General features: G+C 70.9%; 17 protein-coding genes and 2 pseudogenes. 6 read left to right on the top strand and 13 right to left on the bottom strand.

What is annotated here, in order from left to right:
* Nucleotides 1-365 precede the first annotated feature (365 nt).
* The gene (locus ABZS97_RS31020) at nt 366-1,241 is read left to right on the top strand and encodes a DUF3592 domain-containing protein (protein ID WP_356142988.1); all 876 of its coding nucleotides are present in this window, start codon (nt 366-368) and stop codon (nt 1,239-1,241) included.
* On the opposite strand, the gene ABZS97_RS31015 is transcribed toward ABZS97_RS31020, so the two are convergent.
* From ABZS97_RS31015 to ABZS97_RS31000, 4 genes are read right to left on the bottom strand one after another with little or no spacing between them, the layout of a single operon-like run.
* Nucleotides 1,234-2,478, bottom strand: a complete 1,245-nt coding sequence (locus tag ABZS97_RS31015) for a CHAT domain-containing protein (protein ID WP_356142986.1) — start codon at nt 2,476-2,478, stop codon at nt 1,234-1,236. The genes ABZS97_RS31020 and ABZS97_RS31015 overlap by 8 nt on opposite strands.
* A gap of 17 nt (nt 2,479-2,495) precedes the next feature.
* Nucleotides 2,496-4,130 (bottom strand): tetratricopeptide repeat protein, encoded by a 1,635-nt coding sequence (locus tag ABZS97_RS31010; protein ID WP_356142984.1) that lies wholly within the window; start codon nt 4,128-4,130, stop codon nt 2,496-2,498.
* A 3-nt stretch (nt 4,131-4,133) separates the two neighbouring features.
* The gene (locus ABZS97_RS31005) at nt 4,134-5,342 is read right to left on the bottom strand and encodes a hypothetical protein (protein WP_356142982.1); all 1,209 of its coding nucleotides are present in this window, start codon (nt 5,340-5,342) and stop codon (nt 4,134-4,136) included.
* The gene (locus ABZS97_RS31000) at nt 5,342-6,718 is read right to left on the bottom strand and encodes a hypothetical protein (RefSeq protein ID WP_356142980.1); all 1,377 of its coding nucleotides are present in this window, start codon (nt 6,716-6,718) and stop codon (nt 5,342-5,344) included. The genes ABZS97_RS31005 and ABZS97_RS31000 overlap by 1 nt, the downstream gene beginning before the upstream one ends.
* A gap of 113 nt (nt 6,719-6,831) precedes the next feature.
* Here ABZS97_RS31000 and ABZS97_RS30995 point away from each other — a divergent pair, with 113 nt between their 5' ends.
* Complete coding sequence (locus tag ABZS97_RS30995) at nt 6,832-7,257, top strand: hypothetical protein (RefSeq protein WP_356142978.1); 426 nt, start codon at nt 6,832-6,834, stop codon at nt 7,255-7,257.
* A gap of 110 nt (nt 7,258-7,367) precedes the next feature.
* On the opposite strand, the gene ABZS97_RS30990 is transcribed toward ABZS97_RS30995, so the two are convergent.
* Nucleotides 7,368-9,167 carry a S8 family serine peptidase gene (locus ABZS97_RS30990; protein ID WP_356142976.1) on the bottom strand — a complete coding sequence of 600 codons (1,800 nt, stop codon included), beginning with the start codon at nt 9,165-9,167 and terminating at the stop codon, nt 7,368-7,370.
* A gap of 662 nt (nt 9,168-9,829) precedes the next feature.
* Between ABZS97_RS30990 and ABZS97_RS30985 the strand changes: the two genes are divergently transcribed.
* Nucleotides 9,830-10,621 (top strand): maleylpyruvate isomerase family mycothiol-dependent enzyme, encoded by a 792-nt coding sequence (locus tag ABZS97_RS30985; protein WP_356142974.1) that lies wholly within the window; start codon nt 9,830-9,832, stop codon nt 10,619-10,621.
* A gap of 187 nt (nt 10,622-10,808) precedes the next feature.
* On the top strand, nt 10,809-11,741 hold the full coding sequence (locus ABZS97_RS30980; RefSeq protein ID WP_356142972.1) for a hypothetical protein: 933 nt from the start codon (nt 10,809-10,811) through the stop codon (nt 11,739-11,741).
* A 72-nt stretch (nt 11,742-11,813) separates the two neighbouring features.
* On the opposite strand, the pseudogene ABZS97_RS30975 reads toward ABZS97_RS30980, so the two are convergent.
* The 7 genes and pseudogenes from ABZS97_RS30975 to xylB form a co-directional block, all read right to left on the bottom strand.
* Nucleotides 11,814-12,690 (bottom strand): annotated as a pseudogene (locus ABZS97_RS30975) (IS256 family transposase); the annotation flags it as partial.
* Nucleotides 12,691-13,378: 688 nt separating this feature from the next.
* The gene (locus ABZS97_RS30970) at nt 13,379-14,902 is read right to left on the bottom strand and encodes an aldehyde dehydrogenase family protein (protein ID WP_356142970.1); all 1,524 of its coding nucleotides are present in this window, start codon (nt 14,900-14,902) and stop codon (nt 13,379-13,381) included.
* 232 nt (nt 14,903-15,134) lie between these two features.
* On the bottom strand, nt 15,135-16,463 hold the full coding sequence (locus tag ABZS97_RS30965) for a GAF domain-containing protein (RefSeq protein WP_356142968.1): 1,329 nt from the start codon (nt 16,461-16,463) through the stop codon (nt 15,135-15,137).
* Between the two features lie 142 nt (nt 16,464-16,605).
* On the bottom strand, nt 16,606-17,205 hold the full coding sequence (locus ABZS97_RS30960; protein ID WP_356142966.1) for a peptidoglycan recognition family protein: 600 nt from the start codon (nt 17,203-17,205) through the stop codon (nt 16,606-16,608).
* A 174-nt stretch (nt 17,206-17,379) separates the two neighbouring features.
* Nucleotides 17,380-18,393, bottom strand: coding sequence for an acetamidase/formamidase family protein (locus tag ABZS97_RS30955; RefSeq protein WP_356142964.1), 1,014 nt, complete (start codon nt 18,391-18,393; stop codon nt 17,380-17,382).
* A 312-nt stretch (nt 18,394-18,705) separates the two neighbouring features.
* Nucleotides 18,706-19,914 carry an ROK family transcriptional regulator gene (locus ABZS97_RS30950; protein ID WP_356142962.1) on the bottom strand — a complete coding sequence of 403 codons (1,209 nt, stop codon included), beginning with the start codon at nt 19,912-19,914 and terminating at the stop codon, nt 18,706-18,708.
* Between the two features lie 58 nt (nt 19,915-19,972).
* Nucleotides 19,973-21,418, bottom strand: coding sequence for a xylulokinase (gene xylB / locus ABZS97_RS30945; RefSeq protein WP_356142960.1), 1,446 nt, complete (start codon nt 21,416-21,418; stop codon nt 19,973-19,975).
* Between the two features lie 163 nt (nt 21,419-21,581).
* Here xylB and xylA point away from each other — a divergent pair, with 163 nt between their 5' ends.
* Together xylA and ABZS97_RS30935 are read left to right on the top strand one after the other, a co-directional pair.
* Nucleotides 21,582-22,748: a xylose isomerase gene (gene xylA / locus ABZS97_RS30940; protein WP_356142958.1), complete on the top strand. Its 1,167-nt coding sequence runs from the start codon at nt 21,582-21,584 to the stop codon at nt 22,746-22,748.
* Nucleotides 22,749-23,223: 475 nt separating this feature from the next.
* Nucleotides 23,224-23,796, top strand: coding sequence for a hypothetical protein (locus ABZS97_RS30935; protein WP_356142956.1), 573 nt, complete (start codon nt 23,224-23,226; stop codon nt 23,794-23,796).
* A 72-nt stretch (nt 23,797-23,868) separates the two neighbouring features.
* On the opposite strand, the pseudogene ABZS97_RS30930 reads toward ABZS97_RS30935, so the two are convergent.
* Nucleotides 23,869-24,154, bottom strand: a pseudogene (locus tag ABZS97_RS30930) (SWF or SNF family helicase); the annotation flags it as partial.

The raw sequence follows: 24,154 nt of genomic DNA, 5'->3' as shown, positions 1-24,154 counted from the left end.
CTTCACCTGGCGGCGAACGTTAATGACATGTTTCTCGCGAAACAAGGGGACAACAAGTGGGAAAATTGCTTGGCGCAAAGCCGTTGACAGTTCGCGGGGCGCGGTGGCAGCGTCGAAGCGCTTCGATCAGCGCACTCACCCTGCTCACCTACTTAGGGGTTTCCTCGTGGGTTCCGCGTCCCCAGCCGCCTTCGACCGGCTCCCATTCCGGGCCCCTGCGCTGCCGATCGACAAGCGCTTCGACGACCTGCTCGCTCGATGCTGTGATGAGCTGTTGCCTCGCGTCGGCCGGCCGGATCGAATGGGAGGGTCGGCCGACCCGAACCTGGGATCGGTAGGAGTCCCGGCAGCGGAAGCCTCGCCGCATGGACCTGCAGAAGATGCTCGGGCTGTGGTGGACGGTGCCCGCTGGGCTGGCGTTGGTGGGCTATGCGTGTTCCCTGGCCGGGCTGACCCGGCCGCAGCGGGCGGTGTGGGTGACGGCTCGGGTCGTGGAGGTGGATCCGCCAGGACACGGTGAGTCAGGGAACCACGGGATACCGGTGACGATCGTGTACCAGGACCCCGGCACCGGGCGGGAGTTCAGGCTGCGCCACGAGAACAAGCGCGGCGACCGGGTGCAAGTGGCCTGGGTGGGGCAGGAGTTCCCGGTCCGGTTTCCGCGGCGGCGGCCGGAGCGTTTCCATCTCATGCTGGACAGCGAGGGGCGGACCTCCGGGACCGGCGGGCCGAACTGCATGGTGATCCTGCTGGTGTTGGGCCTGGTCGTCCAGTCGTTCTTCACGTGGGGCTGGCAGTGGGGGATGATCTGCGTCGGTGGCCTGCTGCTCCTCGTCGTCGCGCTGAGCCGGGACGGCGAGTACGCCCGCGCCCGCGCCGCTCAACTGGCCGCAGGCGTCACCGTCCAGGGCCGCGTGGTCGCCGTCACCAGGGACGTCCACTCCGACGGCGAAGGCGGCGAGAGCGTCAGCCACGCCTCCGTCGTCGCCTTCACCACCCACGAGGGCGTCGAGGTCACCGCGCTGTGCACGCAGGGCATCCGGGACGTTGCACGATCCCTCGGCCGTGACGTTCCCCTCCGCTACGCGCCCGCCGACCCGTCCCTCCTCACCGCCGATCCCGACCACGAACGCCGCGAGCGCACGTTCCACATCAGGTTCGTCGCCACCCTGCTGGTCACCGGGATCGCCGCGATCGGGTTGGGCGGCTACTGCCTCCACCACCCCTGGCCCTTCACCTGACGATGCAGGTCAGGGCCGCCCACAGGAGGGGCGAGTGCTCGATCCGGCCGCCGGCGCGCCACAGGTCGAGCTGCTGTCGCTGCCAGGCGCCGAGATGGCGGACCGGGTCGTGGTCCTCGTGGGCCGCGTCCACGGCGACCACGGCCTCCGTGAGTGGCCGTACGGACTCCGGCAGACCGGCCAAGCGGTGGAAGGCGAAGCTGGTGGGGAGCACCCAGCGGGTGGCGGTGACCAGTTGGGCACCGTTGTAGATCATCGCCGTCGCCAGGCCGAAGGACTCGGCGAAACGGAGATCGCCGCCGCTCTCGCAGGCGATCAGCGCGACGCGTGGCGGTGCGGGCCAGAGTCGAGCGCCCGGCACGCCGTCCGCGCGCAGCGGGAGCGTGCCCAGAAGAAGGTCCTTGGCGGACAACGGGCGGTGGGTGCGCACCGGTTCGGTCATCCCCGCGGTCTCCGGGCCGCAACACAGATGGAGGGTGACATCCTCGCTCTGCCCGCCCTCGACGGGGGCGCCGCTGACATGACCGACGTACATCAGGCGACGGGCGCCCTTGCGCAGCGCCTCGCCCAGCCAGTCGCGGTCGAGGTCGGTACGGCGGAAGGCCTCGGCGGGGGTGGCGACGGACGGTACGACGGTGCCCGCGTCGAGCCTGCGCCGTACGAGGGACAGCAGCGCCGGGTCCGAGCCGGGCTGCCCCAGGACCGAGCCGAGCGGGGAGTCGGCGCGGAAGCCGGGGACGCGGGGGTCCAGGACGAGCACCACGGCGTCCGAGTCCGGGTCCTGACCGGTCGGGGTGGTGCCTGCCCGTCGTAGCGATGCCGGTGCCGTGGTGGCGATGTCCACGAGGTCGATCAGCCGTACGTCGGTGTCGGCGCCGTCCACGGCGAGCAGCTCCCACGGGACCTGGGCGACCCGGGGCGAGGGCTGGAGCCGCATCAGCGGACGGCCCAGGTGGGCGGACACCTGGCGGATCTGGTCGGTCAGACTCGCCGGCCACAGCACCTCGGCCAGCATGCGGGAGAGGCGGCGCTCTTCCTCGTACGTGGCCAGCGCGCCGGGCTCGAACGCGCGCCGCATGCCTTCCGTGCCGCCGCCGGGCAGTTCGGCGGCCAGCGCGCGGATGGCCTCGTCCACGTCCTGCCCCGGGGTGTACCCGGTGCCGAAGCCCTGGGCCCCGCGGGCCCACGTCCAGGTCATGTGCAGGTCACCGGCGTCGGCGAGGCGGACCTGGACCACCGGACGGTTCGCGTCGGTCAGATCGTCGGCGGACAGAACGGCACCTCATCCTCGCTCACGATCCGCCGGTGATAGCGGAACTCGGCTGCCTGGACGTACTCCTGGAGCGCGGTACGGCCGCCCGCCTCCGCCGACATCACGACCTTCGGTGGTGGTGCCACTCGCAGGCCGACGGAGGCGGCGGCCTCGGCCGCGATGCCGCCCAGTGCCAGGGGAGCGTCGCCATCGGGGGCGTACGTCTTCATGGCGGCGTCCGGGAAGACCGCCGCTGCCTTGCCGGCGGTGGACGTACGGCTCAGCGCCAGGGAGGCGCCCGCGCACCGGTGTTCCACCAGCTCGAAGATCAGCCCCTGGTCGTTGCTGCGGAGGGCCAGACGGAAGACCAACTGCATGGCCTCGTCTGCCAGTTGGAGCCATTGGCTGCGGGCGTGGGCGGTCGCGAAGTCGTAGCGGGCCGCTTCCAGCGTCAGGGCGGCGGGCAGGGCGAGGGAGAGCGCATTGGCGAGCGAGGTGCGTTCGTGGACGCCGTGGTCGGTCCGGTTCAGGTTGTCCTCAAGGGTTCGCGCGAGCATCAGGTCCACCTGGGCGCACCGCTCGAACACCCCGCGCTCCTGGTACACGTCACGCGCGCCCTGGGCGAGCCGCTTCATCTCGTCGATGTCGCCCCGCTCGTACGCGTGCCGGGCGCCCATCAGCATGGTGTCGGCGGCGGCGATCGAGGCGCCGACCTGCTGGAAGCGGGCCAGGCTGGACGCCGTCAGAGCGGCGGCGCCGGCCGCGTCCCCGCGGTATGCGGCGATGGCTGCACGGGCCTGTTCGCAGACCGCCAAGTCCGCGGCCTGGCCCTGCTGTTCGAAGATCTCGGCGGCCTCGGAGTACAACTCCTCCGCGCGGTCGAGGTTGCCGGCCTGCAGCGCCGCGTACGCCCGGTGGGAGAGCACCTGTTGGCGCCCCGCGTGGTGGCCCAGTCTCAGATGGGCTTCCTCCGCGCGGGCGAAGTAGTCCTCCGCCTGCTCGAACCGCACGGTCGAGGCGCAGACGACTCCCAGACAGTCCAGCAGATACGGCTCAGTCGGCGGCGCGTCGGCCAGCAGCGCGGAGGCCAGCTCCTCGGCCGCGCCCCACGCGCTGCGGTCCATCAGCAGATGCACCCGGCTCAGGCCGATCTCGGCGGTGCGCAGCCCCTCGATGTCGTCGAACTCCGACAACAGGGCCGTCGCCTCGTCCATCGCCTTCTGTGCCTCGTCGAACTGCCCGGTCCTGCGCAACAGTTCGACCCTGGCCAGCACTGTCTTCAGCAGGACCTCCAGCCACAGCCGACGGCCGTTCGGTCCCATCGGCACGGACGCGATGCCCCGCACCAGATCGAGGGACCGCCCTATGGACAGGGCCGCCCCGGGCAGATCCGTGACCGCGAGCTGAACCGACCCGATGTCGGACAACAGGTGCCCGCGCAGCAGTTGTACGTCGGGAGAGTCCTCGAACGACTCGGCCAGGGCGAGGAGTTCGCCGTAGACGGCCAGCGCTGCCGGGAGATCCGGGGTGAGTTGATGGCGCTCGGCGAGCGCGAAGCTGCTGTCGAAGGGCTCGCCGTAGCTGAGCCCCGCCGCCTGCTCTTCCTGTTCCGCTGCGTCTTCAGGGTCTTCCGGCATGGGCTAGAAGTCCTCCTCCACGGCAGCGGCAGCCGCGATCTCGGCGAGGAACGGGGCCGGGTGTGCGGCCGTGCTGTCGTGCGGTGCCGCCGCGACGCTGAGCCGGTGCCGGGCCAGGGCTCGTACTGCCTCCCGTGCCGCACCGTCATCGGCACCCGGTCCCGGGTCGAACCCCGGCAGCAGGACACCGACTTCGATGCTCGGTGCAGTCGAGGCCGGGATGTCCAGGTCCGCCCGGCCGGTCCACACGTCGTCCCGCCTGGCCAGCGCAACGCGGTTCGGCGGGCTGCCGTCCACCTGGACCTCCGCCGCCAGGTGCACCCCGCCCACGGGGGCCGCGATGTCGGCGACGACCTCGACCTCGATCCGCCGCCCGGCGCCGAGCGCGTACGCCGTCCAGGACACGGCTTCCTCGGCCGCGTCGACGAAGCCGGGAGGATAGCGGCACCAGTCGTTGGTCCCCGAGCCCCGGGCGATCACGCGGCCGGCCGCGGGGCGGAGACCACCTGCTGCGAGAGCGAACTCCTGCTGCTGCACGAAGAGTTCGGCGAGGTGTAGCGGCGCGGCGGTCGGCCCCTGGTCCTGTTCCAGGGCCGACCGGAGGCGCCGTAGCGCCTCCCCGTCCAGCCCGACGTTGTCGGCCGCGTCGTCGATCAGCCCTAGGACTCGGTCCAGTTGGCGAGGCGGGGCCCCCGACTGCCGCCAACGGATCAGCGGGTCGAGCGCGCCCAGGTGCTCCTCCAGTAGATCGATACCTTCCAACGCCCCGGACTCGTCGATGAGTTGCTGGCATTCGTGGGTCAGCGCGGCCAACTCCAGCCCCAACACGTCCCGTTCGAGCGCGGGAATCCCGTCCAGGTACGACGTCGGCCACCAGCGGGCCGCCCAGTGCCCGAAAGCGAGGCGGGCGGCACCCTCGGCGAGAGCGGTCGGCTGCTCGGGCAGCGTCAGCTCGGCGGCCGAAGTTCCCGACGCGACGGCGTCGACAGCGGCGGCCGTGCGCTCACCGTAGACCGCCCACAGCCACTGCTGGGCCTGCCCCACGTCGTGAATCTCCGCTGCCGGAAAACCTGTTGGGCCGAGAAGGGGCCAGGTCAGGACGGCGCCCGCGACTTCGAGAACGGCCCGGGTGAAGGGGGGACCGGCGGAGGGTCCCGCGATGCGTACGGTGTTGTCCTCGGCTCGCGTGATGGCACAGCGCCGTTCAGGCATCACGCGCTCCTCGGCTCGACGGCGGGCGCGGCGGCCGCCGACAGAGTGCGCAGCGCTGTACGGACTCGTGCGCGGTGGTCCATCATCACCGAGCGGGCGACCCCGTCGAGCACGCCCCAGGCCGATGCCGCGTCGGGCAGTGCCGCGTCGCGGACGTCGCGCCCGTGCAGCCGTACCCAGAGGCGCCGCATGTACGCGGCCCACGGGGTGCGCAGGTCCTGGGCGAGGGCGTTCAGCACACCGCCGTCCGGGTCGGGGCGGGGGGAGACGGTCATCCTGCGGGCTCGGAGGACCGAAGCCTCCCGCTGCCAGCGGCTGTTGACGATGCGGTGCGCCGCCGTCGACCCCGCCACGGAGGTTCCGGCGCTCAGCGGATCGAGACCCAGCGGATCGAGGCCCACCGCGAGTCGGCCGCCGAGCACGACGGTGACGCGCAGGCTCTCGTCGTACAGGCCCAGCGGGGCGCAGCTGCGGTCGACCTCCCGCCGGACCAGCTCCTGCACGGTCGGCAGTTGCTCGCGGTGGGTCGACGCCTGGAGCACGGTGAAGAGCCGTTCGAAGAGTGTGCGGTCGAACGGCGCGGGGAGGGTGGCGGTCGAGGCGCTCACGCCGACCTCGGGGCGTGGGGGCACGTGGTGCGCGGTCAGTCCGAGGTGCGGGGGTACGTCGGCGCGGTGCCAGACGTCGGCCGGGTGCGCCGCCCACAGGAATCGCCCGAGCAGGCTGCCGTGCCCGGCCCGCACCATGACTGCGAAGGCCGGCGAATCAGCCCCCGCCGCACCGCAGGCCTCGAGAACCTCGGCCGCCAGGCCCGTATCGGCGGCGCCCGGTACTGCTTCGCGGGCGTCCCACGCCGCTGCCAGCTCGGCGTCGAGCCGGGCGCGCCGGACGGCGTCCGCCAGATGCTCCTTCAGCGCCTCCACCGTCCGTCCGCCGGAAGCGTCCACGACGTCTTCGAGTACCGCCCTCGCCACCGCGTCCGCGCCGGGCCCCGGCGCCCCATGCTCGCTCGCCAGCTCGAAGCACCGCTGGAAATACAGGTCCTGGGGGTTGCCTGCCACGATCCCCAGCGCCCGGCGGGTCTTCTTCAGCAGCGTGAACCACCGTGCCGTCGCTTCCAGAACCGCGCCGGACTCCCGTATCAGCGCGTCGAGTTGCTCCGCCCCCTGCGCGTCGACGAAGTCGGCGGCGAGCTCCGGACGCAGCGCGGGCCGGACGATCAGCGGCAGCACGATCAGTTTGACCGTCCGGGTCAGCGGCGCGCCACCGGGCCCGCTCAGCGCCTGGGGACCCGGCCCGAGGCCGCGCCAAGCCCCGTCGATGACCATGGCGCGCGGACGGCGCTCACCGGTCGACGGCTGGCTCGGGGACGGCATGGGCAGAGCGTACGTCCTGGGGGAACTGGTGGTCGAACCTGGGATCGGTAGGCGCTGCCCGCCTCCTAACGTCCACACCACCAGGCAGAACGGACCGGAAGGGCAGGCACAGCATGGGAATTTTCGGCAAGGGCAAGAGCCGCGAGGAGAAGGCCGCAAAGATCGTGGAGCAGATGGCCGGCGGCAAGGGTTTCTACGGCCGTATGACGCGCGCGACGCTCGGCGGCGAGGACTACGCCAAGCTCCAGCAGACGCTCGGCACGTACAACTCCGGTGCCACCGTGCGGCAGTTGCTCGCCATGGGCGTACCGACGATCCCCGCCGTCGTCGTGTCGATCAGCGACACCGGCAAGCTGGTCAACTACGACCCGGTCGTCGACCTGGTTCTCCAGCTCACCGGGGCCACCGCCGACCCGGTCACGCTCCAGACCATCGTCTCGAAACTGCGCATCCCCCGCGCCGGTGATCAGGTACTGCTGATCGCGGACCCCGCCAACCCCGGCGGTCACCTCTACGCGGGAGACGGAGTGACGCCGTGACGACGCCGCCGTACGAAGCCGACGTGATGGCGCTCGAAAGCCGAAGAACTCCGGTGGGGCGCGTCACGATCGAGACCGACCCGCGTTGACAACGCTCGTGATCAATACAGCTAGAAGGTCAGGTTCCAGGCGTCGATCTTGCCTGTGTCGGAGGCGGCGTTGTCGTTGACGCGCAGTTTCCAGGTGCCGTTCGCGACCTCCGAGGAGGCGTTCACGGTGTAGGTCTGGGCGATGTTGTCGGCGCTGCCGCCGGCACGGTTGTGCAGTGTGTAGACGGTGCCGTCCGGCGCCACCAGGTCGACCTTCAGGTCACCGATGTAGGTGTGCTTGATGTCCACACCCACCTTGAGGGTGGCCGGGGCGTTACCGGTCACGCCGGTGACGGCGATCGGGCTCTCCACGGTCGCGTTGTCGTTGACGGCGAAGTCCGCGAGGTTCTCGAAGTACTTGCCGGGCGGCGGGGTGGCCCCGACGGCCTTGAGGGCGTCGACCTGTCCCTCGCCGAAGAACGAGTTGTTGGCCGTCGTGCCCGTGCAGCGGCTGTCCGAGGGGCAGGCGATGTCGTTGGCCTGCTCGGCCAGCTTGGCGCGGAGCTGCGCCGGGGTGATGCCCGGGTTGGCGCTGGCGATGAGTGCCGCCACGCCGACCACGTGCGGGGTGGCCATCGAGGTGCCGCTCTTGCTGCCGTAGCCGCCGCCAGGGACGGTGGAGTACACGTTGCTGCCCGGCGCCGCGACGTCGATGACGCCCTGACCGTAGTTGGAGAACGAGGCCTTCGTGACGCCAGTGCCGTTGGCCGCGACCGTGACCACGCCCGGCAGCTCGGTCGGGATGTCGAGGCAGGCGTTGGTGATGGTGCGGGTGACCGGCGTCGAGTCGTTCGGGCTCGCGGAGTCGGTGGTCTTGTGGGCGAGGTCGTAGTTCTCGTTGCCCGCGGCGGCGATCTGGAGGGAGCCCTTGCCCTCGGCGTACTCCTGGGCGCGCTTGACGCCCTCGATGATGGCGGCCTGGTCGATGTTGTCCGGGCAGTTGAACTGCCACGGGTCCGTGTAGTAGCTGTTGTTGGTGACCTTGAAGCCGTGGTCACCGGCCCAGACGAAGCCGCAGATGGTGTTCTCGGCGAAGAAGAAGGAGTTGCCCGGCTCGGCGACCCGGACCGCGGCGACCTTCACCCCGGGTGCCACGCCGACGACGCCCTTGCCGTTCTTGGCCGCGGCGATGGTGCCCGCTACGTGGGTGCCGTGCGTGTCGACGTCCCGCCAGGCGCCGGCACGGGTGTCGGGCTTGCCGTAGGCGCAGGAGACCGAGTCGGCCGCGTCGAAGTTGGGCGCAAGGTCCTGGTGCTGGTCGTCCACACCGGTGTCCAGGATGCCGACCTTGACGGAGGCGGAGCCCGGGTTCACGGCCCAGGCCTGGTCGGCCTTGATCTGGCTCATGTCGGCCCGGACCGGCTCTCCGGCCGGGGTCGAGGCCTGGGCCGGATTGGCAGGGAGCGCCGGGTTGTAGGCGTCGGCGGGGACGTCCGAGGTACGCGTGGCGCCGACCTGCTGCACGCCGGCGACGCCGCGCATGGTGGCGGCGAATCCACTGGACGCCGAGTGGGCCACGATCACGCCGATGGCGTCGAAGTTCGAGAAGACGGTGCCGCCGTTGGCCGCGATCGCGGAGCGGACCGCCGAGCTGTCACCGGGGGCGGTGATCACGAGGTAGGCACGGGTGCCGGCCACCCAGGCCGCACTCTGGGCAGCCGGTACGGCGGCCGGAGCGTGGGCCTTGGCGGCCGGCGAGGTGGAGGGGGCGACGGGGAGCGTGCCCGCGAGGGCTCCCGGGGCGCCGAACGCGAGGGCGGCGCCGAGCGTGGCTGCCAGTACCAGCGTGCGTCTGGGGCGGCTGGATATGTGGGGTATCAATGCGTCCTCCGGAAACGGCCCGGCCGTGCTGAGGGCACCGGCCGGGCCGTACGAAACGAGTGGTGGATGCAAGATGTCAGGTGCATGCTCCTGTACGGAAGTACCTTTCCGTGCAGGGACGATATAGAGGCGTGGCTGAAAAGAGACGTACTCCGGGCATCGAGGGTCGGGATCCACCGAGAGCTCGGCGACGTCGACCGCGCCCTGGCCGTACGCCGCCGGCCTTCTGCCGGCCGTGCTGCCCGCACCAGAGCGCCGGACCCGCGCGGCGACCGACACCGCCCGCGCCCTGCTGGCCGTCGGCGACGTGCCGGCCACGTCCGTCCAGCTGCGTCGCCCGGTGGGTCAAGCGTCTGGCCGGAGGCGTCGCCGTCGCCCCTGACCGTTCCGAGGTTCAGCCTCCCGCCCGTCATGCCGGCCGGCCCCTTCACCACGATGCCGCTCGTGCCCGTGAAGTACGCGGCGCGAGCGAAGTGGGCCAGACGGACGGCGAGGGATCCCCGTGCGGGTGGGGCGCGCGTGCGGGTGCGACCATCGAGAGGGTCGTGAAGCCATAGGTGTCGGCACCCGCCGCTGAGCGCCTGCAGGGCGACAGGTTCTGCCGCCTGCAGGCGGCCGACCCGGGGTCACCCCAAGCCGTCACCCAGAGAAAGGCTCCCACGATGAACTCGTTGGACCGCCCCGCACACGGACCCGCGCTGGTCGACCACCGCGCCGCGATCGCGGTGGAGACCGCCCGACTCGTCGCAGCCCTCCAGGATGCCGACCTGACGACCGCCGTGCCGAGCTGTCCCGGTTGGACACTGGCAGACCTGGTCAAGCACACCGGTGGCGTCCAGCGTTGGTTCTCGAGTCTTCTGCACGCGCGCATCCAGGAGCCTCCGCGCACGCGGGAGGTGGACCTGCGGCTCCCGGAGCGGCGGGAAGAGTACCCGGATTGGCTGACCGACAGTGCGACCGTGGCAGCGCAAGCCTTCGCGGCCACTGACCCGGACCTGCCCATGTGGGCATGGGGCGTCGATCAGCACGCCCGCTTCTGGGCACGCCGGATGCTCTTCGAGACCCTGTTGCACCGGGTCGACGCCGAACTGGCCCTGGGCCGCCGGCCCACGATCGACCGCCCGTCGGCCGTGGACGGGGTCGACGAGTTCCTCGTCAATCTGCCCTTCGCCACCTCCTTCGCGCCCCACGTCGCCAACCTGCGCGGTCCCGACAAGGCCATCCGCTTCCGCGCGACCGACGGTGAGGAAAACTGGCTTGTCCGCCTGCGGCCCGACGGCTTCGGGCTCGACACGAACCCTGGTGCTGCCGAAACCGCCGACTCGACCGTTCATGGAACCGCCGCCGATCTGTTGCTGCTCGTCTACGGCCGACTCCACCACGACGCGGCGAGCTTCGCACGTGACGGAGACGACGACCTGCTGAGTCACTGGTTCGCCAACTCCGCTTTCTAGGGCGGGTTTACGTCGTCCTGGTCTTCGTGGACAGGCGGCGGAGAACTGGCGGCAGGGCAGTAGTCGCCGGAGCCGCACTCCGATAGCATACCGACCAAGCGGTACGTATCGCGGGGTGTCTGTCCCGCCGCCTTCATGTGCTCGATGAACACCAACGTTTCATCCGCAACAGGACGGAGAGCCGCTCATGACGCAGGCGCAGAACCTGACCCGCGACAGCCTCGCCTACGCGCGCGAGACCTGGAGAACCCTCGAGCCCTACCACGGGGCCGTCTACTTCTCGCTCGAAGCGGCAGGCCGGTACGGCGAGTTGGGCGTGGACGCCAGGACGGGGTACTTCGCGTCCCGTTCGGCCGCGCTCGGCGCGGCTTCGGCGGAGGTGGTCATCGCCACGTTCTACAACTTCAATCCACAACTGGTGCGCCGGGCCATACCCGCGGCATGGGAGGCCGCTACGCCGCAGCAGTTCACCGCTGCCCGGCTCGCGGGGATCGATGCCACGCTCCGCCGCATCCTCGGCGCGGAGGTCTTCTCACCGGCGATGGCCCGCGCGGCGGAACTGGCGCGTACCGCAGCGGAAGTGACTGTGCACCACCCGCAAGGCCGCCCACTTTTCGCCGCGCACGCCGCACTGTCGTGGCCCAGCGAGCCCCACCTCGTGCTCTGGCACGCGCAGACTCTGCTGAGGGAGTTCCGTGGCGACGGTCATGTGGGGGCACTGCTGACCGCCCAACTGAGCGGAATCGAAGCTCTCGTCACGCATGCCGCCGCAGGCGACGTCGGTGCAGGGGTCCTGCGCGACTCGAGGGCATGGCCGCCGCAGCAGTGGGGCGAGGCCGTGCAGAGCCTACGTGAGCGCGGATGGCTCGACGACGGACCGGACCTGGCGCTGACCGAGGAAGGGGCGCGGCGCAGGGCGGAGATCGAGCACACCACCGACAGGCTGGCCGCCCTCCCGTACCTCACGCTCGGTCCCACGGCCTGCGCCGAACTCCGCTCACTGGCCAGGCCGTTCAGCCTTGCTCTGGCGAAGGAACTCTTGCCGTGGGCGGTCGGCCGCCTGAACGAAGAGAGCGCAGGAGAGAGGGCGCCGAGGCCAGGAACGCCCGATGGTGCCTGAACCCCTGCGGAATTCGAGAAAAGCAAGAGACAGCTCCGAGAAAGCAGGCGCGGTAATCCGAGGCCGCCGCATCTGGGCCTTCACGGCGTCGGTGTCGGGCTGTTCGAAGACGGTCCGCAGCAGCGTGCCCACCCACGGCTGGGCAGACTTGGGCACCTGGCTGAGCAGCGCGCGGGCGTAGTGAGTACGACATCGCCGGCAGCACGAGCCCGGCAGGGTGGCGCCGAGCGCGTTGACCATGCCCATGTGCGCGTCGAAGATGACCAGTTGGACGCCGGACAGGCCGCGGGCGATCAGGGAGCGCAGGAAGGCCGGCCAGCCGGCGCCGTCGTCGGCGGTGGCCACGTCCAGGCCGAGGATCTCGCGATGCCCGTCGGCATTGACGCCGACCGCGATCAGTGCGTGGACGTTGATGATCCGGCCGCCCTCGCGGACCTTCTGCGGGAGGGCGTCGACCCGGACGACCGCGTAGGGGTCGGCGTCCAGGGGGCGGTTGCGGAGCGCGGCGACCTGCTCGTCCAGGTGCTTGGCCATCGCGCTCACCTGGGACTTCGACAGCTGGGTAACGCCCAGGGACTCGGCGAACTTCGCGACCCTGCGCGTGCTCACGCCCAGCAGGTAGGCGGTGGCGACCACGCTGATGAGGGCCTGTTCGGCCCGCCGACGGCGCTCCAGCAGGCAGCGCGGGAAGTAACTGCCGGACCTGAGCTTGGGGATGGCGAGTTCGACGGTGCCCGTCCGGGTGTCCCACTCGCCCGGGCGATATCCGTTGCGGTGGGGGACTCGCTCGTCGCTGACCTGGCCGTATTCGGCGTTGCAGAGGGCATCGGCCTCCGCGGACATGAGCGCGTCGGCGAACGTTGATTATTGCGGCGCAGCAGATCGGACTCGCCGCGGCGAGGTTGTCCTCGGCGAGGGCGTGCAGGGGCACACTGTCGGGTGCTGTCATCGTGCTGATCTCCTTCGGGCTTCGGCACCTCGAAGATCAGCCGGTGGCCGTTCATCTATTGCGGGCCTCATCAAGACGCCGGAGCAAACCCCCGGATCAGCTCAAACCCATACACCACTTCCCTGGACGCAACCCGAGCTGTCGGAAGAGTTCCGTGGGTGGAGCGGTTCCCGGGGCCTGGCGATCGCTGGAACGGGACCTGACGCTGTCCGCTGAGCACACGGGACAGTGCGTGCAGTTGACTTGGGGACTGCGCGACCGCCTCCCCGACGACTAGTGGCATTTCGAGGCGACGACGAATCACGATCGTGGGGAGGGCATGCGCAACTCGCCATAGAGATGCGCAGCTTCCTGCGCTCCGAGCCGCTGAAGGGAGCGAGGGCGTCCGGTTGACTGCCCTTGACGGGTCAGCACAGCACCCGGATCCGACGGTGGGTGATCAGGCAGCAGGCGAGCTTGAGGAACACTCCGTGAACCGAATTGGCATCGTCATTCGCGAGACTCACTGTCGCGCTGGAGACACCCCTCGGAAGGTGCCACAGGGGTGCCGTTTGGCCCGTGGCTGGTCCAGGACCGCTTCGGTCGGGGCATGAACTGTGACGCAAAGTGACATGATAGTCGCGTAGGGTGGCCACGGTGTTGGGTTGCCTGGAGCGCAACGACGCCTCCAGGCAACCGACTTCAGGCCCTAGAAGAACCCAAGTTTCTTTGGGCTGTAAGAAACTAGAACGTTCTTCGTCTGCTGATAGTGGTCCAGCATCATCTTGTGGTTCTCGCGGCCGATTCCCGAGCCCTTGTAGCCGCCGAACGCCGCGTGGGCCGGGTAGGCGTGGTAGCAGTTCGTCCAGACGCGGCCCGCCTGGATGGAACGGCCCGCGCGGTAGGCGGTGTTGATGTCGCGGGTCCATACGCCGGCGCCGAGGCCGTACAGTGTGTCGTTGGCGATTTTGACGGCGTCGTCGAAGTCGTTGAACGACGTCACGGAGACGACCGGGCCGAAGATCTCCTCCTGGAAGATCCGCATGCGGTTGTCGCCCTCGAAGATCGTCGGCTGGACGTAGTAGCCGCCCTTCAACTCGCCGTCGTGCTCGATGCGTTCGCCACCGGTGAGGATCTTCGCGCCCTCCTGCCGGCCGATGTCGAGGTAGGAGAGGATCTTCTCCAGCTGGTCGTTGGAGGCCTGGGCGCCGATCATCGTGTCCGTGTCGAGGGGGTGACCGGTCCTGATCTGCTCGGTGCGGGCGACGGCCGCCTCCATGAACTCGGCGTAGTGGCCGCGCTGGACGAGCGCCCGTGAGGGACAGGTGCACACCTCGCCCTGGTTGAGCGCGAACATCGTGAAGCCTTCGAGCGCCTTGTCGCGGAAGTCGTCGTCAGCCGACCAGACGTCCTCGAAGAAGATGTTCGGGGACTTCCCGCCGAGTTCGAGCGTGACGGGGGTGATGTTCTCCGAGGCGTACTGCATGATCAGCCGCCCTGTCGTGGTCTCACCCGTGAAGGCGACCTTCGCCACCCGCGGGCTGGACGCCAGCGGCTTGCCCGCCTCCACGCCGAACCCGTTCACGACGTTCACCACCCCCGGCGGCAGCAGGTCCGCCACCAGGCTCATCCAGTAGTGGATGGACGCCGGGGTCTGCTCGGCGGGCTTGAGCACGACCGCGTTGCCCGCCGCCAGTGCCGGGGCGAGCTTCCAGGTGGCCATCAGGATGGGGAAGTTCCACGGAATGATCTGCGCGACGACGCCGAGCGGCTCGTGGAAGTGGTACGCGACGGTGTCCTCGTCGACCTCACCGAGCGAGCCCTCCTGGGCGCGGACCGCCCCCGCGAAGTACCGGAAGTGGTCGATGGCGAGCGGGATGTCGGCGGCCAGCGTCTCGCGCACCGGCTTGCCGTTCTCCCAGCTCTCGGCGACCGCCAGCTTCTCCAGGTTCGCCTCCATCCGGTCGGCGATCTTCAGGAGCACGTCGGCGCGTGCGGTAACGGAGGTGCGGCCCCAGGCGGGTGCGGCCGCGTGGGCCGCGTCCAGCGCGCGCTCCACGTCCTCGGCGGTGCCCCGCGCGATCTCCGTGAACGGCTGTCCGTTCACCGGGCTGGGGTTCTCGAAGTACTGTCCCCGCGTCGGGGGCACGTACTCGCCGCCGATGAAGTGGTCGTAACGCGCCTGGTAGGAGACGATCGCGCCGTCGGTGCCGGGCGCCGTGTAACGAGTCATGCTGGTCTGCCTCCCGGAGAAGCGCTGCCCGCCGTTGGACAGCTCTCCCCGCGAGGCTAGGAACGTGGACGTTGCAACCACGTTGCGCCGCTGCCCCCACCGCGCCGACGGGTGGGTTCGACTGCGGCGGACGGGTCGGCGGGTTCCTCGGGCTCGTCCTGGCGCCCCGCGCAACCTCCCGCGTGACAGACGGCAGTTGCGTGTTGCGTGGTGCTTCCGAGGGAGGCGTCCGTCAGCGCGGAGCCGGAGGCGTGCGCCTGTGCGGGACCGCGACGCGGGGCCGGGCGCCGGGCGCGGAGCGTGTCCAGGTCGCGGTCGCGGTCTGTTCCGACTCCAGCTCGTCCAGACGTGCGCGCACGGCCGGTGCCGGACGCACCGCGGCCAGCGCCCGCCAGATGTCGAGGTCGTCCTCCCCCCAGGGCGCGCGCGCCCAGTCCGCCAGCAGATCGGGATCGCTGCGGGCGATGAGCGCAGTACGGAGCCCGTCGGCCAGCCTGCGCCGCAGTCTCACCACGGCCGGTGCCCCCGAACCGGGCAGCAACGGGCCGGAGTACGCCGACGCGGCCGCCGTGACCGCGCCCGTGGCGAGCCGACGCTCCACGTTCGCCACATCGGACTCGACCGCCGCCGTGAGCCGGTAGGGCCGCGACACCAGCAGGCCGGGACCCAGCAGCCGGCGCAGCCTGGCCAGTTCGGCACGCAGGGTCACCGGCGTCACCGACTCGTCCTCGTACAGCGCGCACAGCAGCTCGTCGCCGGTCATCCCCTCCGGGTGCCGCGCCAGCAGCACCAGGATCTCGCTGTGCCGGCGGCTGAGTCTGATCCTGCGCCCCTCGGCGAGCAGTTGGGCCTCGTCGCGACCCAGTGCCGTCAGCTCGATCGTGCCGGGGCCCGCTTCGGGCGGTGTGAGCAACGCCAACTGCGACTCGGCCGCCCGCGCCACCGCCTGGACGAAACCGAGACTGTGCGGATGCGCGAGCCCGTCCCCTCCGGTGATGTCCACCGCGCCGAGTACGCGCCCGGTTCGCGGATCGTGCACCGGCGCCGCCGCGCACGTCCATGGCTGCACGCACCGTATGAAGTGCTCCGCCGCGAACACCTGCACCGGCCGGTCCACGGTGACGGCCGTACCCGGCGCGTTCGTGCCGACCGAGGTCTCCGACCAGCGCGCGCCCGGCACGAAGTTCATCCGGTCCGCCCGCCGCCGCGTCGTCGGGTGCCCCTCGACCCACAGCAGCCTGCCCTGCGCGTCGCACACCGCCAGCAGATGCTCGCCGTCCGCCGCGAACGTGCCCATGAGCTCACGGAACAGCGGCATCACCCGCGCCAGCGGATGCTCCGCCCGGTACGAGCCCAGGTCACCATCGGTGAGCTCGACGCTCGCGGTGCCGTCGGGTCCGACCCCGGCCCGCGCCGAACGCCGCCACGAGTCGGCCACCACGGACCGCACCGGTCGCGGTACCGTGCCCGCCTCGGTGAACGTCTCGTGGGCGCGGCGCAGTGCCCGCACCCGCTCGACGGGGTCGGCGCCCGGTTCCAGGGCCACCCAAGGATCGGTCAACTCGTCCTCCCGGAGGGCGTTACGGCTGGAGCCATCGTCACTCCCGGTGCGGGCGCGGACAAGCCTGGTGACCGCGGTGCCCACTTGTCACCCGCACCACCTGGCTCCTCCCATACACTCCGGCACCCTGGCGGACGGCTGGTCAGACGAAGTTGACGAGCCTTATGTAGCGGGTCCAGTCCCAGTTCGGGCCCGGGTCGGTGTGGTCGGTGCCCGGGACCTCGTAGTGCCCGAGGATGTGCGCGCGGTCCCTGGGGACGCCGTACCGCGTGCAGATCGCGGCCGTGAGTTTGGCCGACTCCTCGTAGAGCGCGTTGGTGAAGTAGGCGGGCTGGTCCACCCAGCCCTCGTGCTCGATGCCGACACTGCGGGTGTTGTAGTCCCAGTTCCCCGCGTGCCAGGCGACGTCGTGCTCACGGACGCACTGGGCGACATGTCCGTCGGCCGAGCGCACCACGTAGTGCGCGGACACCTTCTTCTGAGGGTTCTGGAAGATGGACAGGGTGGTCGGATAGGTCGCCTGTGTGACATGGATGATCACGTAGTCGACGGGGTAGCTCGACGGCCGGTTCGATGCCGTGCGGTTGGACGTGTTCGCCGGCGCCCATTCGGCCGGTGGATAGTCGACGACCGCGGCCTGCGCCGTGGCCCGGGTGTCGGGAAGTAACGCATAGGGGATGGCGGCGAGGGCGGCGCCCTTCAACAGCCGCCGTCGGCTGGGGAACGATCTGGCGCGCTCCATGGAGCATCTGCCTTTCGGTGGTGGGGGGTTGAGGCCTGCCGAGTCGGTGTCTCCTGCTCGGCGCCCGGGTCCGGCAGCCGCCGCGCCCAGCCGGTGCCGGAACACCGTATCCATCTCGGAGGCCGGTATGGGGTAGCCGTGGCCGGGTGTGCCGCGGCGTCGGATCGGGCCGGCTCAGCGGCGGAGCGCCGCGGCCGTTTCGCGCAGCTGGGCATGCAGCCCGCGATGGGTCTCGCGCGCGGGCAGCCACTCCTTGCGGATCTTGGCCACGCACGTGTAGTTGGTGTCGCAGACGTTGGCGAGCGGAGACTCGACCGCCTGGGTCGCGAACTGGTAAGCGTCCAGCTCGCTGAATCCGTAGTCACGCACCAGCCACTGCACCAGGTCGAGTTGGGATATCCGGAAGGCGTCCTCGAGAGGCCGCGCCGAGCCGGTCGAGATGATGTGCGTGTCGGACTCGATACGCGGCCACGGCGTGGCGATCCCCTTGAGTAGCTCGACGACCACCACCGTGTTCATCGCGCACTCGACGGCGACCCCGCAGGTCTCGCCCTCGCCCTGCCGTGCATGCCCGTCGCCCAGGCTCAACTGAGCCCCCTCGACGTTGACTCCGAGATAGCAGGTGACGCCGGCCCGCATCTCCGGGGTGTCCATGTTCCCGCCGTGCGCGTCCGGTACCAGCGCCGAGCGCACCTCCAGATTCGCGGGCGCCACGCCCACGGTTCCGTGCATCGGATCCATGGGCAGCTCGATGCGGATGTCACTGTCATGCGCGCTGAACAGGGCGGTGCGCCGCGTTCGGTCGAGGTGCCAGATCCACACCGTCTCCGGCAGTGGTGGCTGGAGCGTGGCCGTGCTGTGCGTGGAGGTGAGCGCGCCGAACAGGGGGACCGTCGTCGACGCCGCCCAGTCGCGGGCCGGTTCGATCGACACGAAGTGGACCGCCACGGTGTCACCCGGCTCCGCGCCCTCCACATGGAAGGGACCCGTCTGCGGGTTGAGGAACGGAAACTCGCACACCTCGGACACGAGGTCCTTCTCCGACCTCACGCGTCCGGCGAAGCAGTCCTCCGTGTACAGGTCGAGGACGGTGCCCGGCGCGATGCGGGCCACGGGCGGCGCACCGCCGAACGTCCACGCGTATTCGCCCGGTTCGGGCCGCACGGTCAGGATCCGGGGGTCGCTCATGGCTGTACGGCTCCGCTCTGCCGAGGGTCGGTGGACGAGGTCTCGTCACTGTGAACACGGGCGGTCGGTGGATCGGCCGGATGGCTGCGCCTCGCGTGAATCACGGTACGGCGCTTGCCGGTTGAGCAGGAAGGGTGTGGTGTCCGACGGTGGAGAACTCCGGAACTGTGGACAACTGCGTCACCCGGTCGAGTGAATGACCGCCCGGCGCACGAGAGTCCGGACACCCCGGGATGAAGGCGGAAGGGCGCGAGCCCCGCGCAGAGTGGAGGCGCGAGCACACGGGTGCCGCGCACCCCGAGGCGAGAACCGCTAGGCGCGGCCCGCCACCGACGCCGGATCGTCCAGTACCGCGCGCACCACCGAGTGCGCCGCGCCCAGCAGCGGGCCCTCCGGCCCCAGCCGTGAGACGGACACAGCACAGGCAGGACCCGCCGTGCGCCGCGCCAACTCGCTTTCCAGGGAGGGCAGCAGCCACGGCGCGAGGCCCGACAGCTCGCCGCCCAGGACGACCGTCTCGGGATCCAGGAGGTTGACCGCCCCGGTGAGGGCGATGCCGAGCGCGGTTCCGGCGTCGTGCAGGGCGCGTCGTACGGCGGTGTCGCCATGGGCGGCTCGTTCGGCCAGCAGGCCGACACGATCCGTGCCCGGCTTCAGACCGGCCGCGCGCAGGACTGCTTCCTCGCCCGCGTACTGCTCCAGGCATCCCCGTCCGCCGCAGGCGCACTCCGGTCCCTCCGGGCGGACCGGGACATGCCCGAGCTCGCCCGCGAAACCACGTGTTCCGCGCAGCAGCCGTCCGTCGACGACCACCGCCGCGCCGATGCCGATCTCCGCCGACACATGGAGGAAGTCGCGTGGCATCGCGTCGCCGAGCCAGAATTCCGCGAGGCCGCCGAAGTTGGCCTCGTTGTCCACTGTCAGCGGCAGGTCGTGCGGCAACAGTGCGCCGAGGTCGGTGTCGTGCCAGTCGAGGTTGGGGGCGCGGACCACGGTCCGGGCGTCGCGTGCCACCAGGCCCGGCACGGCGACCGCGAGGCCCGCGGACCACAGTCCCTCCTGGTCCGCTTCGGCGATGACCTGACGAATCAGACCGGTCAGTTCCTCGATCACCGGCTCGGGCGGTCGGCCGCGGTTCGTGCCGTGGCGTACGGCACGCGCCCGCACCTGACCTCGCAGATCGACCGCGCACGCGGCGAGATGGTCGACGCCGACCTCCGCGCCGATCCCGGCGGGGCCGTGCCCGCTGACGGCGAGCGCCGAGCCGGGGCGGCCCACCCGGCCGGGGCGCTCGGGGCCCAACTCCTCAAGGAGCCCCGAGCGGATCAACTCGTCGACCAGGGTCGAGACGGCGGCCCGGGTCAGACCGATGCGCGAGGCCACGGAGGCCCGCGACAGCGACCCCTCGGCGCTGACGGTGTGCATGACCCGCGACAGGTTGCGGCGCCGCATGCCCTGCTGGGTGTCGGGCAGCCGGCGGCCGGAACCGGTCGGGCGGTCCTCGTGCAGCGGTGCGGTCATGCCTCCGTCAATCCTCGTCCGGCCGGGCCCCTCGGGGCTGTCGTGCCCATTGTCTTCGTCAGCGCTGGTCGGGCTCGCGCTCCAGCAGCGGGGCTGCGTCGGAGAGTACCCCGGCGATCCGGGCCAGCGTCGCCTCGTCCCGCTCCACCGCGTCCAGTACGGGACCTCGCGCGGTGTCCCAGCGCCGGGCGACCGCGGCCGGATCCTCGCCGGTCAGCACCCCGGCTGCCTGGGCGGCGGCCCCCAGCGCGACCAGCTCCTTCGCCTCGGGCACCTGGACCGGGCGCCCCGACAGACGACGTACGGTCTCCTGCCAGGCCGTGCCGCGCGCACCCCCGCCGATGAGCAGCAGCGGTGCGGAGCGGTCGGCGTCCGCGTCGAGCACCAGATCGAGGGCGCCCAGCAGGGAGTGGACCGCGCCGTCGTACGCCGCCTGGAGCAGCTGCCCGCCGGTGGTGTCGTGGCGCAGTCCGGACAGCAGTCCCGAGGCGTGCGGAAGATTCGGGGTGCGCTCTCCGTCCAGGTACGGGAGGAGCGTCACGTCCCGGCCCGGCTCGACGGCCTCGCGGTCCAGGCCGAGCAGAGCCGCGACACGGTCGACGGCGAGCGTGCAGTTGAGCGTGCAGGCCAGCGGAAGCCAGTCGCCGCGGGCGTCGGCGAAGCCCGCCACGGTGCCGGTCGGGTCGGCGGGACGCCGGGTCGAGACCGCGTACACCGTGCCGGAGGTGCCGAGGCTCAGTACCGGGGTGCCGGGGCGCAGGCCGAGGCCGAGCGCGGCGGCGGCGTTGTCGCCGGTGCCGGGCGCGACCAGGGTGCCCTTGGAGAAGGGCAGGTCATGCCTGTCGCGTACGGTTCCGGCCACCTCGCCGGGGCGGACGACGCGGGGGAGCAGCGCCGGGTCGAGGCCGACGTGGGCGAGGACCTCCTCGTCGTACGCCTCGGTCCCCGACGCCCACCAGCCCGTGCCGGAGGCGTCACCGCGGTCGGTCGTGCCCTGGCCCGTCAGGCGTTCGGTGAGGTAGTCGTGGGGCAGCCGTACGGCCGCGGTCGCCCGGACGGCCTCGGGCTCGTGCTCGGCCAGCCAGGCCCACTTCGTGACCGTGAAGGACGGGCCCGGCACGCTGCCGGTGCGTTCGGCCCACGCCTTCGGGCCGCCCAGTTCCTCGACCAGCCGACGTGCCTGCGGCGCGGACCGCACGTCGTTCCACAGCAGCGCCGGACGTACGGGGCTGCCCTGGGCGTCGAGAGTGACGAGCCCGTGCTGCTGCCCACCGATCGACACCGCGGCGGCCTCACGCGCCGCGTCACCGCACTGGTGCAGCGCCTCGCACAGAGCGTCCCACCACTGTCGCGGATCGCTCTCGCGGCCTGCTCCGGTGGAGACCGTGTGCGGGGCCTGCCCGCTCGCAACCACCCGTCCGGTCGATGCGTCGACGACCAGGGCCTTGGTGGACTGGGTGGATGTGTCCACCCCGACGACGAGCGGACCCTCGGCTGCTGACATCGGGCTCTCCCTCTTCCGCGGCTTCGCGGGATCTGTGCTGGTGTGGGGCTTTTCGGACCGGCGTGGCCCGGCTCTCGCACTTCGTCTCTTCCCAGAGATGCCTTCGCATACTAATTTGTTAACCGCCATGACGAAATAGTCGGAGCTAGCAAGGAGCCGCGGCATGAACTACCAGCCCACCCCCGAGGACAGGTTCACCTTCGGCCTGTGGACCGTCGGCTGGCAGGGAAGGGACCCGTTCGGCGACGCCACCCGGCGTGCCCTCGACCCCGTCGAGACGGTGCAGCGTCTGGGCGAGCTCGGTGCCTACGGAGTCACCTTCCACGACGACGACCTGATCCCCTTCGGGTCCTCGGACACCGAGCGCGAGGCCCACATCAAGCGCTTCCGCCAGGCCCTCGACACGGCCGGGATGACCGTGCCGATGGCCACCACGAACCTCTTCACGCACCCCGTCTTCAAGGACGGCGCCTTCACCGCCAACGACCGCGACGTGCGCCGCTACGCGCTGCGCAAGACGATCCGCAACATCGACCTGGCGGTCGAGCTGGGCGCGCAGACCTACGTCGCGTGGGGCGGCCGGGAAGGCGCCGAGTCCGGCGCCGCCAAGGACGTACGCGTCGCCCTGGACCGCATGAAGGAGGCCTTCGACCTCCTCGGCGAGTACGTGATCTCCCAGGGTTACGACCTCAAGTTCGCGATCGAGCCCAAGCCGAACGAGCCCCGCGGCGACATCCTGCTGCCCACGGTCGGTCACGCCCTGGCCTTCATCGAGCGCCTGGAGCGCCCGGAGATGTACGGCGTCAACCCCGAGGTCGGCCACGAGCAGATGGCCGGGCTGAACTTCCCGCACGGCATCGCCCAGGCCCTGTGGGCGGGCAAGCTCTTCCACATCGACCTCAACGGCCAGTCCGGCATCAAGTACGACCAGGACCTGCGCTTCGGCGCGGGGGACCTGCGATCCGCCTTCTGGCTTGTCGACCTCCTGGAGAGCGCCGGTTACGCCGGGCCGAAGCACTTCGACTTCAAGCCGCCGCGCACCGAGGACTTCGACGGGGTGTGGGCGTCGGCAGAGGGATGCATGCGCAACTACCTGATCCTGCGCGAGCGTGCGGCCGCCTTCCGGGCCGACCCGGAGGTGCAGCAGGCGCTTGTGGCCTCCCGGCTCGACGAACTGGCGCAGCCCACCGCGGCGGAGGGGCTGGCCGGACTGCTCGCGGACCGCTCGGCCTTCGAGGACTTCGACGTCGAGGCGGCCGCCGCGCGAGGGATGGCCTTCGAGCACCTCGACCAGCTCGCGATGGACCACCTGCTGGCCGCGCGGGGCTGAGCCGTCGAGGGGCGCGGGGGCCTGGGGCCCGCCCCGGCCGGGGCAGGCCCCAGGCCGTGTGTCCCTGTAGGGCTCTGTCGATCTCTGCGCGGAAAATCCGGAATCATGTGATCCAAGGCATGAGTCCGTATCAACTTCCGCGCAGGGGTCGCATCATGACCGGTTCGCGGCGACTCTTGACGGTATGGCCACGCCACCCTTACCGCCCCAGCCCCCGCGGCCGCCGGGAGGAACCCCGCCTCCAGGGGGTGGCGGCTTCGGTCCGCCTCCTGGAGGCTACGATCCGCCGCCCGGGGGCTACGGACCACCCCCCGGTGGCTACGGACCACCGCCCGGGGGCTACGGACCACCCCCCGGTGGCTATGGCCCGCCGGGACAGGGTGGGGGCTGGCAGCCGCCTCAGCCTCCCGGCTCGCCCGGTGGCCCAGGGGGGCCTCGTCCCGGAGGGCGCCGCCGCCTTTTCATCCTGCTCGCCGTGATCGTGGCCGTCGGTGTCGTGGCTGCCGTCGTGCTGGTGGCCGTCCGGGGCAACGGCTCGCCGAGCGACAAGAAGTCGCCCTCCGCGAGCAGCGGGAGCACGAAAGGCTCTCCCTCTCCGTCTCTGAGCATCCCCTCCGGGCTCCCCAGCATCACGCCTTCGCTGCCCTCACAGGTGCCCAGCGACCTGGACTCACTGTTCCCGTCGCCGGCCGGCGGCCAAGTGCCGTACTACTCACTGCAGTCGGGCGACTGCTTCGACACCGACGACAAGCGTCCAGGGCAGGCCACCAAACGCTCCTGTGGTAAGCCGCACGACGCCGAAGTCGTCAAGGTGGCCGAGCTCGAAGGCAGTTACACGACCGACGCCGCTCTCAAGAAGGCCGCGTCGGCACTGTGCAAGAAGCCTCTGGAACGCAAGGCGGCCAAGCAGCCTTCGGGCACCGTGCGCGGCACGCTGGTGCAGTACCCGGACTCCACCGGCTACAAGATCGGCATCGACAACGTCGCCTGCAGTCTCTCCGGGGACGTCGGCGCCGGTGACCATAAGCTCACCAAGCCCCTGACCTGAGCACCACGCGCGCGTGGCCGTCGTCGGACGGCACACGCGCGCGTGCACTGTGCGTGTTCTAGGTGTTCGGCGTCAGCGTCGGCGCAGCTGGGCCTGTCCGCAGACCACGCTCCAGCGGTTGCCGGAGGGGCTGAGCCGCGGCCGCTCGTCCTCGTCCCGGGCCGACTCCAGGGCGGCACGCGCGCGTGCCAGTGAATCCGCCGCCGGGGACCACTCCTCCTCGAACACGGACAGCGCAGGGGCACCGCCGTACCGCCACGCGCGGACGGCGAGCGCCAGGCCTTGCTGTCGCGCCCCGATCCCTCGGCCAGTCGCCGTGCAATTGCTTCCTGCGGCACCCGCGTCGACCTCCGGCGCG

Origin of the sequence: Streptomyces sp. NPDC005485 (assembly GCF_040606085.1) — a bacterium.
In the GTDB taxonomy this organism is placed as follows: Bacteria; Actinomycetota; Actinomycetes; order Streptomycetales; family Streptomycetaceae; genus Streptomyces.
This window is presented reverse-complemented; position numbering and strand designations above follow the sequence as displayed.

Bases quoted from the DNA above. Each gene is read 5' to 3' on its own strand.
- ABZS97_RS31005 (WP_356142982.1), bottom strand. From the start codon at position 5,342: ATGCCTGAACGGCGCTGTGCCATCACGCGAGCCGAGGACAACACCGTA.
- ABZS97_RS31010 (WP_356142984.1), bottom strand. From the start codon at position 4,130: ATGCCGGAAGACCCTGAAGACGCAGCGGAACAGGAAGAGCAGGCGGCG.
- ABZS97_RS31000 (WP_356142980.1), bottom strand. From the start codon at position 6,718: ATGCCGTCCCCGAGCCAGCCGTCGACCGGTGAGCGCCGTCCGCGCGCC.
- xylA (WP_356142958.1), top strand. From the start codon at position 21,582: ATGAACTACCAGCCCACCCCCGAGGACAGGTTCACCTTCGGCCTGTGG.
- ABZS97_RS30985 (WP_356142974.1), top strand. From the start codon at position 9,830: ATGAACTCGTTGGACCGCCCCGCACACGGACCCGCGCTGGTCGACCAC.
- ABZS97_RS30995 (WP_356142978.1), top strand. From the start codon at position 6,832: ATGGGAATTTTCGGCAAGGGCAAGAGCCGCGAGGAGAAGGCCGCAAAG.
- ABZS97_RS30980 (WP_356142972.1), top strand. From the start codon at position 10,809: ATGACGCAGGCGCAGAACCTGACCCGCGACAGCCTCGCCTACGCGCGC.
- ABZS97_RS30955 (WP_356142964.1), bottom strand. From the start codon at position 18,393: ATGAGCGACCCCCGGATCCTGACCGTGCGGCCCGAACCGGGCGAATAC.
- xylB (WP_356142960.1), bottom strand. From the start codon at position 21,418: ATGTCAGCAGCCGAGGGTCCGCTCGTCGTCGGGGTGGACACATCCACC.
- ABZS97_RS30950 (WP_356142962.1), bottom strand. From the start codon at position 19,914: ATGACCGCACCGCTGCACGAGGACCGCCCGACCGGTTCCGGCCGCCGG.
- ABZS97_RS30970 (WP_356142970.1), bottom strand. From the start codon at position 14,902: ATGACTCGTTACACGGCGCCCGGCACCGACGGCGCGATCGTCTCCTAC.
- ABZS97_RS30960 (WP_356142966.1), bottom strand. From the start codon at position 17,205: ATGGAGCGCGCCAGATCGTTCCCCAGCCGACGGCGGCTGTTGAAGGGC.
- ABZS97_RS31020 (WP_356142988.1), top strand. From the start codon at position 366: ATGGACCTGCAGAAGATGCTCGGGCTGTGGTGGACGGTGCCCGCTGGG.